At 36.8% G+C, this 11,489-nt stretch carries 14 protein-coding genes; 12 read left to right on the top strand and 2 right to left on the bottom strand.

What is annotated here, in order from left to right:
- Nucleotides 1–67 precede the first annotated feature (67 nt).
- Both OK18_RS01380 and OK18_RS01375 read left to right on the top strand, forming a co-directional pair.
- A complete protein-coding gene (locus tag OK18_RS01380) occupies nt 68–577 on the top strand; it encodes a GNAT family N-acetyltransferase (protein ID WP_053326838.1) in 510 nt (169 codons plus the stop codon).
- A 59-nt stretch (nt 578–636) separates the two neighbouring features.
- A complete protein-coding gene (locus OK18_RS01375) occupies nt 637–1,278 on the top strand; it encodes a uracil-DNA glycosylase (protein WP_050020113.1) in 642 nt (213 codons plus the stop codon).
- On the opposite strand, the gene OK18_RS01370 is transcribed toward OK18_RS01375, so the two are convergent.
- Complete coding sequence (locus OK18_RS01370; RefSeq protein WP_228377675.1) at nt 1,265–1,765, bottom strand: hypothetical protein; 501 nt, start codon at nt 1,763–1,765, stop codon at nt 1,265–1,267. The two genes, OK18_RS01375 and OK18_RS01370, sit on opposite strands and share 14 nt — an antisense overlap.
- 10 nt (nt 1,766–1,775) lie before the next feature.
- Complete coding sequence (locus tag OK18_RS01365) at nt 1,776–2,267, bottom strand: DUF456 domain-containing protein (RefSeq protein ID WP_053326836.1); 492 nt, start codon at nt 2,265–2,267, stop codon at nt 1,776–1,778.
- A 90-nt stretch (nt 2,268–2,357) separates the two neighbouring features.
- Here OK18_RS01365 and OK18_RS01360 point away from each other — a divergent pair, with 90 nt between their 5' ends.
- The 10 genes from OK18_RS01360 to OK18_RS01315 all read left to right on the top strand — a co-directional run bounded on the left by OK18_RS01360 (nt 2,358) and on the right by OK18_RS01315 (nt 11,447).
- Entirely contained in the window at nt 2,358–2,621 is a 264-nt protein-coding gene (locus OK18_RS01360) for a hypothetical protein (RefSeq protein WP_053326835.1), read from the top strand.
- An 82-nt stretch (nt 2,622–2,703) separates the two neighbouring features.
- Nucleotides 2,704–3,969, top strand: a complete 1,266-nt coding sequence (locus OK18_RS01355) for a mechanosensitive ion channel family protein (protein WP_053326834.1) — start codon at nt 2,704–2,706, stop codon at nt 3,967–3,969.
- A 158-nt stretch (nt 3,970–4,127) separates the two neighbouring features.
- On the top strand, nt 4,128–4,847 hold the full coding sequence (locus OK18_RS01350) for a pyridoxine 5'-phosphate synthase (RefSeq protein ID WP_050020116.1): 720 nt from the start codon (nt 4,128–4,130) through the stop codon (nt 4,845–4,847).
- A 127-nt stretch (nt 4,848–4,974) separates the two neighbouring features.
- Nucleotides 4,975–5,754 (top strand): alpha/beta fold hydrolase, encoded by a 780-nt coding sequence (locus OK18_RS01345; RefSeq protein ID WP_050020117.1) that lies wholly within the window; start codon nt 4,975–4,977, stop codon nt 5,752–5,754.
- Nucleotides 5,755–5,868: 114 nt separating this feature from the next.
- A complete protein-coding gene (locus OK18_RS01340) occupies nt 5,869–6,108 on the top strand; it encodes a microviridin/marinostatin family tricyclic proteinase inhibitor (RefSeq protein WP_050020118.1) in 240 nt (79 codons plus the stop codon).
- A 46-nt stretch (nt 6,109–6,154) separates the two neighbouring features.
- Nucleotides 6,155–6,373 (top strand): microviridin/marinostatin family tricyclic proteinase inhibitor, encoded by a 219-nt coding sequence (locus OK18_RS01335; RefSeq protein WP_050020119.1) that lies wholly within the window; start codon nt 6,155–6,157, stop codon nt 6,371–6,373.
- An 83-nt stretch (nt 6,374–6,456) separates the two neighbouring features.
- Nucleotides 6,457–7,413 carry an MvdC/MvdD family ATP grasp protein gene (locus OK18_RS01330; RefSeq protein WP_050020120.1) on the top strand — a complete coding sequence of 319 codons (957 nt, stop codon included), beginning with the start codon at nt 6,457–6,459 and terminating at the stop codon, nt 7,411–7,413.
- On the top strand, nt 7,406–8,410 hold the full coding sequence (locus OK18_RS01325) for an MvdC/MvdD family ATP grasp protein (protein ID WP_053326833.1): 1,005 nt from the start codon (nt 7,406–7,408) through the stop codon (nt 8,408–8,410). The genes OK18_RS01330 and OK18_RS01325 overlap by 8 nt, the downstream gene beginning before the upstream one ends.
- Before the next feature lie 257 nt (nt 8,411–8,667).
- Nucleotides 8,668–9,681 carry an NAD-dependent epimerase/dehydratase family protein gene (locus OK18_RS01320; protein WP_053326832.1) on the top strand — a complete coding sequence of 338 codons (1,014 nt, stop codon included), beginning with the start codon at nt 8,668–8,670 and terminating at the stop codon, nt 9,679–9,681.
- Nucleotides 9,678–11,447, top strand: a complete 1,770-nt coding sequence (locus tag OK18_RS01315) for an AMP-dependent synthetase/ligase (protein ID WP_053326831.1) — start codon at nt 9,678–9,680, stop codon at nt 11,445–11,447. The genes OK18_RS01320 and OK18_RS01315 overlap by 4 nt, the downstream gene beginning before the upstream one ends.
- Nucleotides 11,448–11,489: the final 42 nt, after the last annotated feature.

The raw sequence follows: 11,489 nt of genomic DNA, 5'->3' as shown, positions 1-11,489 counted from the left end.
AAATAAAGAGATACAGTAATTCGATGTGTTTTCAAACAAATGATTTTGGTTTTATTACATTTGAAAGATGAAACTTGAAACTGAGCGACTGATTTTAAAAGAAGTTAATGAGGCACATACAGAAGATATTTTACGGATCAGAAGCAATGATCTCATTAATCAATATGTTAAAAGAAAGTCCCCGGTATCTAATTATGATGCCCTGGAATTTATTTTACACATTAAAAGGAAAGCCCGGGATAATGAAATGATATTTTGGGGTATTTCCTATAAGGATCAGCAGGATCTTATCGGAACCATTTGCCTGTGGAATTTTTCAGAAGACAGGAAAATAGCAGAAACAGGATATGAACTGCTTCCTGAACATCATAAAAAAGGAATCATGTCTGAAGCACTGGCATCGGTTTTAGATTTTGGATTTAATGCCTTACATTTACAGGAAATTTTGGCTTTTACCCATAAGTGTAATAAGGCTTCTCAGGCTTTACTTTTAAAACACAGGTTTGTTTTAGAGGAAAACAGAAAAGATGAGAAGAACCTTGAAAATGCCGTTTTTAGTTTAAAAAAGATGCGTTAATTTGTTAAAACTTTTTTATTTTCAAATTAATCTCATTTCTAAATTTTCAAATTGAAGTTATGACCTGGACAGAAGTGTTAGCCCCGATCAAGAAGACAGAATACTTTAAAACCCTTTGGGAGAAAGTAAAAAATGAATATGAAACCACGAAAGTTTTTCCACCGAAAAACCAGATTTTCAGAGCACTGGAACTCACACCTTTTGATGACGTTGAGGTAGTGATTATCGGACAGGATCCTTACCATAATGACCATCAGGCAAACGGATTGTGTTTCTCTGTTTCTGAGCAGGTAGCGGCACCGCCATCCCTCAAAAATATTTTTATTGAGCTGAAAGATGATGTAGGTGTGGTGCGCACTTCTAAAGAATTGGACGACTGGGCAAGACAGGGTGTTTTGCTGTTGAATGCCACTTTAACGGTTCGTGCCCATTCCCCGAACTCCCACAAAGACCTTGGATGGGAGAAATTTACAGATTTTATTATCAAGGAAATATCAGATAAAAAAGAAAATGTAGTGTTTGTGCTGTGGGGGGCTTTTGCACAAAAAAAAGCCGAACTCATTGATCCGGCTAAACATTTTATTTTGAAATCAGCGCATCCGTCGCCATTTTCCGTTCACAGGGGCTTTTTTGGAAGCAAGCCTTTTTCAAAAATTAATGAATATCTTATTTCCAAAGGAAAGAAACCTATTTCCTGGTAGGGTCTGAAGCATCCCTGGCAGGAGTGATGGTAATTCCGATTTTATATTTTCCGGCAAGTGCTTTTGTTCCTTCTGATTTCGGATATGGAGCCACTTCCTGCAAAGTGAATTTTAACCCGTTGAAGTTGGCGGATTGATGATAGTTTTTCGCAGGAAAGTCCGTGCTGGCCAGATTTAACGTCACGGGTCTGGTTGCTATTCCCATAACTTCAACCTGGGCAAGGGCTGCACCGGCCCAGATACAGTTTACTCCTTCCGGGCACCGGCTGTCTTCAGAAACACCTTTGAAAGTCACATTCATCTGATATTCTTTCAGGAATTTATTTTCTCCCTCATTGAAGTAGATGATTCCTTCATTACGATCGGCAGTTTTTATGTCAGTGGTCATTCCGGAAGATGTAGTATTTGTTTTTACTTTCTTTTGGGCATCACAGCCTGTTAATGCTAAAATGCCCAGACTCAATATAATGGCTTTATGGAACATCATTTCTTTTTTATTATATAATATTAAACATATTAAGAAGTACTACCAAAAACATTGCCACGCCTACTACGAAGCTGAAGCCGGTGCCATAAATAAATCCGATGAAGGCTCCTTTAGTAGATCGTAATGCTTTATTCATATCTTTACTGTCATGAAGAAGCTCACCGATAAAGACACCGGCAAACATTCCAATTAAAAAGCCCAGCGGGATGGGAATAAAAATTCCCACAATGGTTCCGACTACAGAACCGATGCTTCCCCAGCGGGTTCCTCCGTATTTTCTGTTGGTCTTTGCAGGAATAACATAACTTAACACCACAGATGCTGCCGTAAGAATACCAAATGCCCAGACATAGATCATTGGCAGATCTGCATCCGTCCCGAATTTGTAAATTAATAATCCACAAATACTTAGCAATAATCCCGGTAAAACGGGTAAAAATGTGCCGAGTATTCCCACGAACAGTAAAACGAGACAGAGAATATTGATTAATGTGGTATCCATGTTGAAAATTTATAATGCAAGATAATTATAATATTTTTTTGCATTTTAAAAATTATATCTAAATTAGCTATACAATTAAATATTAATATTATGAAAACAAATGATTTAAGAAAATTTAAAGGATTGACCCGAAATGAATTATCAAATATCAATGCAGGAGGAGCTTGTAGTATGACTGTAAATTATTATAATAATGGAAATGTCGTAGCCCAGGTATCTTATTCCGGGTATACTTCATCTTTATGCGGAATTAATAATTGTGGTCAATGGAGGCAATCTATGATGAATGCTATAAATTCAAATATACAGTCTAGTGGAGGTATATATCCCTCAGGTAATGATTATACTTGTTAAATTTCATAAATAATAATTAAAATTAAATAAAAAAAGGTTGTTTTAAAGAAAAAAAAACAACCTTTTTTATATTTTTGCTTTAATGAATGACCAAATAAAAGAAACCAAAAGTTTTTTACAAGAACTTACCGAGCCACTTTACGGGTACATAAGTAAAATATCACCCTCAGGATTTGACTGGGTTTTACATATTATTGTGAAGTTATTTTTACTGTGTGCCATATTTTTAATCTTAGACTTTGTTTATAAATTTATCATCAATTTTGTATTCAGATTTTTCCGCAATCAGGAAAAGTTTCCTATTATACAATCTATTTATCAGTCAAAAATATCAAATTCTTTAGCTCATATCGGGGCTTTGGTTTTTATAGGAAGTATTCATGAATCCATTTTTTACGGTGCTTTACCGGCAACAACAATATTTATCAGCAGATGTATAAATCTAGCATTAGTAATGATTATTGCAGGAATGCTTTATCGTGCTTTAACTGCCTTTAGACATTATTTTACTATTAAGCAGGATTTCTATAAGATAATGGCTTTGAATGCTATCTCAGAAACAGTGAAGATTCTGGGAATCTTTGTCTTTTCTGTGGTGGGACTTTGTGTTATCTTCGGAATTAAAGGAACAACGATTGTAGGAAGTTTGGGGGCAATAACGGCGGTTTTGGTTCTTGTTTTCAGGGATACTATTCTGGGATTTGTAACCGGAATTCATGTGGCGACTTCTAAGAATCTGAAAGTAGGAGACTGGATCAGCATTCCCAAATATAGTATAGAAGGAAATATTACGGAAATAAGCCTCCTGACGACCAAAATTACCAATTTTGATAAAACGGTTTCCACCATTCCTACCTATGATTTCCTGACTACGGAGATCAAAAATATGCAGGTAATGTCCGAATCCAATACCCGTAGAATTAAAAAATCCATTTACTTTAATATCAATTCTTTTAAATTTCTTACAGACGAAGATATTGAGCGGTTAAAGGAAATTAATTTAATTTCAGATTACCTGGAAGAAAGAACATCTGAGATTAAAAAAGAAAAAGAAAGCCTGATTCATAAAGATAAAGTCATCAACGGGAGACAGCTTACCAATATCGGGGTTTTCAGATATTATGCACAGCGGTACATAGAAAATGATCCGGATGTGGAAAAAAATGCAACCAGAATGGTTCGTCAGCTGGAAATCACTCCACAGGGTCTTCCGCTTGAGGTGTATTGTTTTACCAATGATTCCCAATGGGAGCGTTTTGAGCAGATCCAGGCAGATATTTTCGATCATTTGCTGGTGGCATCAAAGGAATTTGATCTTCAGGTGATGCAGGTGAGTGTAAAAGTGTAGAAATTAGAAACCAGATGTAGTGAGAGACAGGCTCTTAACATCTGATAAAAAACATAATAAATATAAAAATTTAATAGTGATAGAGAAGTGAAATATTGAAATAATGGCTAATTGGTCAAACTAATTTCTAACTTCTCATATCTAACATCTCAATAAAAATGACAAAACTAAGCGTAAACATTAATAAAATTGCGACATTAAGAAATGCAAGAGGAGGGGATACACCCAGTGTTACAGAAGCGGCTGTAAGGATTCAGGAATTTGGGGGACAAGGAATTACCATTCATCCAAGACCTGATGAAAGACATATTACCAGAAAAGATGTCTATGATTTGAAACCATTGGTTACGACTGAATTCAATATTGAAGGAAACCCACATCAATCCTTCATTGATATGGTGCTGGAAGTAAAACCGGAGCAGGTGACGCTGGTTCCGGATGCAGATGATGCCATTACGTCCAATGCGGGATGGGATACAAAAAAGCATCTGGACTATCTTACTGAAATCATCAGTGAATTCAAAAATGCAGGAATCCGTACTTCTATTTTCCTTGATCCACTGCCTGAACTGGTAGAATATGCAGCGAAAACAGGAGCTGACAGGATTGAGCTGTATACTGAAGCTTATGCAAAAAATTATCCCATCAATAAAGAACAGGCTATAAAAGCTTACTATGATACAGCGGTGGCTGCCGGCAATGCGGGATTGGGTATTAATGCGGGACATGATTTAAGTTTAGATAATTTAAAATATTTTGCAGATACAATTCCTAATCTGCTTGAGGTTTCCATAGGGCACGCTTTGATATCGGAAGCCCTTTATATGGGATTGGAAAATACAGTTCAGGCTTATCTGAAGAGACTGGCAAAATGGTAAACGGGATGCCGGAAATTGCTACTAAAGGTAAGCTACAGTCTGTAAATTATACAGCCAGTTCTAAAACAAAATTTCATTAGCTTTTACCATCTGCTTTCCGCTTCTAATTCTAACTTTTATTAAAAATATGGAAATTTTAAATTCAAAAATATTCGGTGAAAATATAACGTCCACACCCCTATTAGTATTTCACGGATTGTTTGGTATGCTCGATAACTGGGGAAGTTTTGGGAAAGACCTGGGAGAATATCTTCCTGTACACCTGATTGATCTCAGAAATCACGGAAGAAGCTTCCATTCTGAAAATATGAGCCATGACGATCTTGCAGATGATATAGCCCGGTATATGGATCATTATGGGATTCAGAAAGCTCATGTGCTGGGGCATTCGCTGGGAGGAAAAGCGGTAATGCAGTTTGCATTACAATATCCGGAAAGAGTAGACAAACTTATTGTGGTGGATATTTCACCAAAAGCTTACCCTCCGCACCATCAGGGGATCATTAAGGCATTGGAAACGGTAGATTTCAATACCGCAGGGTCCAGGAATGATGTGGAAGCTATTCTGAGCCAATATATTCCTGAAAAATCTACCATTCAGTTTTTAACTAAAAATCTGTATTGGGATGACAATAAAAAATTAAACTGGAGATTTAATCTGAAAACCCTTTCTGAAAAATATAACGAATTTGTTTCCAATGCTGTTAAATTCGGGGTTTTTGAAGGAGATGCATTATTTATTGCAGGAGACCGCTCCAATTATATTTTGCCTCAGGACGAATACGGGATCAAACAGCAATTTCCCAAAGCAAGGATCGTGACCATAAAAAATGCAGGACATTGGGTTCAGGCTGAAAATCCGGCGGATTTTGCTAATGTTGTAAAGGAATTTCTTGGTTTGATTTAATTTTTTACTTTGATATTTGGTTTTGTGTTAAAATTTTATTAAAATTTGTTTTTATTTCCCTATAAGTTGAAAATTTTGTACTTTGGATTACCAAAAAAATAAAAATATTAACTTATGAAAAACGGAAACTCAAAAAAGAAGCCTTTTTTTGCTACTTTCTTAGAAAAACAGATTAAAGATCCTGAAACTGTAAAAGGAGGAGACGCTACTTCTGTACTTTTAGATGACGTTACTTCAGTGATTAAAGATTCAATTACCACTTCAGCTCTTGAAGATAGTGTTTCGCGTCCCGGAAGTGAAAATGTAACGATGAAATTTCCGTCGGACAGCGACGAAGCAGGAGACGTAGTATAATTCTGACCTAAATTAAATCATTATATCAAATTAAAACTAAATCATTATGAAAAACAAGAATTCAAAGAAGAAGCCGTTTTTTGCATCATTTTTAGAAAAGCAGCTTAAAGATCCTCAAACCGTAAAAGGAGGTACAGACATCTCAATTCCTGAAAGGGACGTGATCACAAAACCTGAAATCGACAGTGTAACGTCTCCGAAAGATGATATGATGCATACCATGAAATACCCGTCTGATGGCGATGATGATGTTCAATACGTATAATAATCTTTTATATTAAGTATAATAACTCAATCATAGAAAGGGAAACTTAATGTTAAGTTTCCCTTTTTTATAAAGCCCGGCAAATGATTCTCTGCATTACCCACTCAAAAGATTTTTACAATATTGACCTCTTTTTTGCCTATCTCAGCTCTAAAAATATTCCTTATTTCAGATTGAATTCTGACCACCTGAACCATCTTCAGAACATAAGTGTTAATGAAGATTCATTTGAACTGACAGATGAATCAGGTAACCGGATCCATTCTGATGATATCAAAGGGGTATGGCACCGGAAAGCGTGGAATATAAGCGTTCCCGAAGAACTGGATGGAGAATACGAAAAAATTTTCATCAAAGAATACGGGAGTCTCCGGTATAATCTGATGACCATTCTAGAAAATATTCCATGGGTAAACCCCTATGAAAAGGAAAGAAAAGTGGATGGAAATAAAATGTTTCAGCTGAAAATCGCCAAAAAAAATAACCTGACCGTTCCTAAAACCATCTTTTCGAACGATGAAAAAAAGATTATTGCTTTCTTTCATCAGCATTGTCAGGGGAAAGCAGTAGCCAAGCTTCATAGTGTTGTTGCCAAAACGATGAATGGAGAAAGCCAGGTTTCCACCATGGTGATTGAAAAAGAAACTTTAGGCTATCTCTCGGATATTGAATATTGTCCGATGATTTTTCAACCCTACATTGATAAAGAATACGAGCTGAGGATCATCTATGTGGACGGAGAATTTTTCACAGGTAAAATCAATAACAGTGAAAATGCAGACTGGAGAGTGACCCGGGACGGCTATTTTTGGTCTGCCTATGAATTGCCTGACGATATAAAAAACAGTCTGGCTTCTATGATGAAAGAAATGGGACTTTATATCGGGGCTATTGATATGATAAAAGGAAAAGACGGAGGCTATTATTTTCTGGAAGTCAATCCACAGGGAGAATGGGGAATGCTGCAGAAAGAACTGGGCTTTCCGATAGCAGAAAGAATTGCTGATAATCTTATAAAAAGAATCAACTTCAATGAATAAAATATTAATTATAACACATACTGCGGATAACTTTTCAATTGAAAAAGTAACGGAGTATATTGAAAAAAATAACTGCCAGGTAATCCGTTTTGATGTGGATCTGTATCCTTTGCAAAATAAACTGTCAACAACTTTTCAAAACGGGGAATGGGTTAGTATTCTTGAAACTCCCGAAGCCCAATATCGTTTAGATGATATTTCGGCAATATGGTACAGGAGAGCCTATAATATCGGGAGCGGCCTGAAAGAAGAACTGGATGCCAAATTTTACGGGGCTGCCATGGGGGAAATCCGGAATACCCTTTTTGGCTTTATTGAATCGGTGGATACGTATTCACTGGGTAAGCCGGGCATTTACAGAAGACTGGACAGTAAGGAAGAACAATTGAAAGTAGCAGATAAATTGGGACTTACAATTCCGGATACCTGTATAACCAACAATCCTGATGTGGCAAAAAAATTTATTCTTCAGCACCGGAATGTCGTCGCCAAAATGCAGACCGGTTTTGCCATCACTGAAGATGGGGTGGAAAGTGTTGTTTTCACCAATGTAGTGAGCGAAAATAAGCTGGAAGAACTGGATACGCTTTTATATTGCCCGATGCAGTTTCAGAAAATGATTGAAAAGAAAAAAGAACTTCGTATAACCATTGTGGGGAGGGATGTGTATGCCTTTGAAATTGATTCACAGCAATTTGAAGATGCTAAGGTAGATTGGAGAAAAGATGGAGTAAACCTGCTTGATAAATGGGTAAGAACCGAATTGCCGGGAGATATTGAAGAAAAACTGCTGGAACTTCTGGATATTTATAACGTGGATTACGGGGCTATAGATATGATTGTTTCTCCTGAAAATGAATATTATTTCATCGAGATCAATGCCGCAGGAGAGTTTTTCTGGCTGGATAACCTTACGGAAGGGAATTTAATTTCTAAAAGTATTGCAGATGTCCTTTGTGACAAAGCACCAAGAAGAAATAATATGGTGATGGCCTGATCACAGAATATTTTAACCTTAAAGTCCTGAAAGATTTATACTTAATTCTTTCAGGACTTTTATATTTTACGGTGGTAAGAAAGCAATGGGCTCTAAGTTTACTCAGAGTGATAATATTGGTTAAATAAAGTTGAATTCTGCTTTAAAAATCGCAAATTTGCAGAAGCAGTTTTTCAGAGAACTTTTACAAGGAAAATGAATCATTGCCGGATAGAAAATATTGTCATATTTTAGTCAGCAATCAAGTAAAATAATTAATGGTTTTTGTAACGGGTGCAACCGGAATCCTGGGGAGGATCATCGTCCTGGAACTTCTTAAAAGAGGTAAACATGTACGAGCTTCCAAAAGACCGGGCAGCAATTTAAACGAAGTAAAGCATTCCTATAGCTTTTATACAGAAAATCCTAATGATTTTTTTAATAAAATCGAATGGATGGATGTGGATTTTGATGATCCTGATTCTTTACAGAATGCTTTAAAAGGTGTGGAGGATGTATATCACTGCGCCGCAAAAGTAAGCTTTCATCCTAAAGATGAGAAGGAAATGTACCATACCAACATTAAAGGTACAGAAAATCTTTTGTATGCCTGTGAAGGATCCTCAGTTAAAAAATTTCTGCATGTAAGTTCTGTTGCCGTTTTAGACAATTTTAATGAAAAGGGAGAGCTGGACGAAAATTCGGATTTCAACCCGAAACTGGAACATTCCGCGTATGCTATTTCCAAACACTTGTCAGAAATGGAAGCCTGGAGAGCCTCAGCCGAGGGATTAAACGTAGTGATTATCAATCCGGGAATGATTGTCGGAAGCGGAAACTGGAACCAGAGCAGCGGAGAGCTTTTTTCTACCTTTGAAGATAATAGTTTTACATTTTCGGGCGGATCAGCTTACGTGGATGTAAGGGATGTTGCCAAAACGGCTGTAGAACTGATGGAAAATAATATTTTCGGGGAACGGTTTATTATCGTTGCTGAAAATAACAGGTATGCAGATCTCGCCCAACAGATCAGAACAAGATTAGGTCTTAAAGAGGCGAAAATACTATCCGGATTCCAATTGAATATCGGAAGGTTGGCCAATGCCCTTTTCGGATGGTTTATTCCGAAGCTGAGGATGATCACCAAATCGAATATTGAGGCAATATCTTCATTCAACACCATTTCCAACCAAAAAATTAAAGAAAAGCTGGGGTATCAGTTCATTCCTGTGAAAGAAAGTATAGACTTCCATCTTAACAATTATATTAACGACAAAAAGCTGAAGAAATGAATCTTGCAGAGGCAATTATCCTTAAAAATGTAGAAAAGCATCCTGTAAAAGCCGCCATTGGTTTTAAAAAGAAAGATGAAGCCTGGAAAGAGCTCAGCTGGAAAAAATTCAGTGAGATTATTTTCAAAACAGCAAATGCGTTAAGAGATGCAGGTGTACAGGAAAATGACAGAGTAGCCATCTATTCTGACAATTCTTCAGAATGGATGATTTTTGATCTGGCTTCCATGGCTATAGGAGCGATCACAGTTCCGATATACTCAACCAATAATGGGGAACAGGCAGAATATATCATTAATGATTCAGGATCTAAGATTGTTTTGGTAGGAAACCAAATGCAGTATGATATCTGCCTGGAACTTTTGGCTAAAGAAGAAAATAACCTTGAAACCATTGTTGTTTCTAAAAAAGCAGTATGGATCAAAAAGGAATTCAATAGCTTTTATCTTGAAGACTTTATCGCAAAAGCTTCTCCTAAACTGGAATTTTGCAAAAAAGAATATGAAGATACTGCAACATTGATTTATACTTCCGGAACCACCGGAACCCCGAAAGGAGTAATGCTTACCCATGGTAACTTTATCAAAGCTTTCGATTCTCATTTTGAATTTTTTAAATTTAAAAACTTCGAGGAAGAGCTTTCGCTGGCATTCCTTCCCTTAAGCCATGTTTTTGAAAGAAGCTGGAGCTTATTGTCTTTATATGGAGGAGCAAGAGTCTACTTCCTGGAAGACCCGAAAAACGTAGCAAAAGCATTGGAGGAAGTAAAACCTACAGCAATGTGTGCCGTACCGAGGTTTTTCCAGAAGGTATATGCCGGAGTCCTGGAAAAAGCGGGAGAAGGTTCCTCATTAAAGAAAAAGATTTTTAACTGGGCATTGAAAACAGGATGGGAGACCGCGGAGCTAAGAAGAAATGAAAAGCCGGTTCCTTTCGGATTAAAAATTAAAGAATCTGTAGCAGACATGCTGGTCTTCAGCAAAATTAAAGAAAAAATGGGGGGAAGATTATGGTTTTTACCTTGTGGAGGGGCCTCTTTGTCACCTGAAGTCACCCGATTTTTTGAATCTGTGGGAATTCACGTAACAGTAGGGTATGGCTTGACAGAAACTACGGCAACGCTGACCCTTTTTCCTTTAACCCACTTTGAACATGCTACCAGTGGAAAACCACTTCCCGGGGTAGAAATCCGTATCGGAGAAAATGATGAGATTCAGGCAAAAGGAAATGGAATCATGAAAGGGTATTACAATAAACCTGAAGAAACCCGGAAAGTATTCACGGAAGACGGTTGGTTTAAAACCGGTGATGCCGGAAAATTTGACGAACACGGAAACCTGATTATTACGGATAGGATCAAAGATCTGATGAAAACTTCCAATGGAAAATATATTGCCCCGCAACAGATTGAAAACCTTCTGACCAACAATAATTTTATTCAGCAGATTATGCTGGTAGCTGAAGGAAGGCAGTTTGTTTCTGCATTAATTGTTCCGAATTTTGAATTTTTACAGGATTATATCAGGAAGAACAATATTCCTTTCACGAATTGGGAAGATGCGGTGAAAAATGATACCGTGAACAGCTTTTATAAAGAAAAAATTAAAGAATTGCAAAGCCATCTGGCAGATTACGAAAAAGTGAAGAAATTTACTTTAATGCCGGCAGAATTTGACATCAATACAGGAGAGATTACTCCTACATTGAAGGTGAAGAGAAACGTGGTTTTGAAGAAATATGCAGATATTATTGAAAAGATGTATTAACTGACTTGTAAACTACAAAAGTTACAAAAATTTTTGAACTCT

The organism is Chryseobacterium gallinarum, assembly GCF_001021975.1.
GTDB classification, from domain to species: Bacteria; Bacteroidota; Bacteroidia; order Flavobacteriales; family Weeksellaceae; genus Chryseobacterium; species Chryseobacterium gallinarum.
The sequence above is the reverse complement of the archived record's forward strand: the minus strand, read 5'-3'. Positions and strand labels throughout refer to the sequence as shown.

Bases quoted from the DNA above. Each gene is read 5' to 3' on its own strand.
- OK18_RS01380 (WP_053326838.1), top strand. From the start codon at position 68: ATGAAACTTGAAACTGAGCGACTGATTTTAAAAGAAGTTAATGAGGCA.
- OK18_RS01375 (WP_050020113.1), top strand. From the start codon at position 637: ATGACCTGGACAGAAGTGTTAGCCCCGATCAAGAAGACAGAATACTTT.
- OK18_RS01370 (WP_228377675.1), bottom strand. From the start codon at position 1,765: ATGATGTTCCATAAAGCCATTATATTGAGTCTGGGCATTTTAGCATTA.
- OK18_RS01365 (WP_053326836.1), bottom strand. From the start codon at position 2,267: ATGGATACCACATTAATCAATATTCTCTGTCTCGTTTTACTGTTCGTG.
- OK18_RS01360 (WP_053326835.1), top strand. From the start codon at position 2,358: ATGAAAACAAATGATTTAAGAAAATTTAAAGGATTGACCCGAAATGAA.
- OK18_RS01355 (WP_053326834.1), top strand. From the start codon at position 2,704: ATGAATGACCAAATAAAAGAAACCAAAAGTTTTTTACAAGAACTTACC.
- OK18_RS01350 (WP_050020116.1), top strand. From the start codon at position 4,128: ATGACAAAACTAAGCGTAAACATTAATAAAATTGCGACATTAAGAAAT.
- OK18_RS01345 (WP_050020117.1), top strand. From the start codon at position 4,975: ATGGAAATTTTAAATTCAAAAATATTCGGTGAAAATATAACGTCCACA.
- OK18_RS01340 (WP_050020118.1), top strand. From the start codon at position 5,869: ATGAAAAACGGAAACTCAAAAAAGAAGCCTTTTTTTGCTACTTTCTTA.
- OK18_RS01335 (WP_050020119.1), top strand. From the start codon at position 6,155: ATGAAAAACAAGAATTCAAAGAAGAAGCCGTTTTTTGCATCATTTTTA.
- OK18_RS01330 (WP_050020120.1), top strand. From the start codon at position 6,457: ATGATTCTCTGCATTACCCACTCAAAAGATTTTTACAATATTGACCTC.
- OK18_RS01325 (WP_053326833.1), top strand. From the start codon at position 7,406: ATGAATAAAATATTAATTATAACACATACTGCGGATAACTTTTCAATT.
- OK18_RS01320 (WP_053326832.1), top strand. From the start codon at position 8,668: ATGGTTTTTGTAACGGGTGCAACCGGAATCCTGGGGAGGATCATCGTC.
- OK18_RS01315 (WP_053326831.1), top strand. From the start codon at position 9,678: ATGAATCTTGCAGAGGCAATTATCCTTAAAAATGTAGAAAAGCATCCT.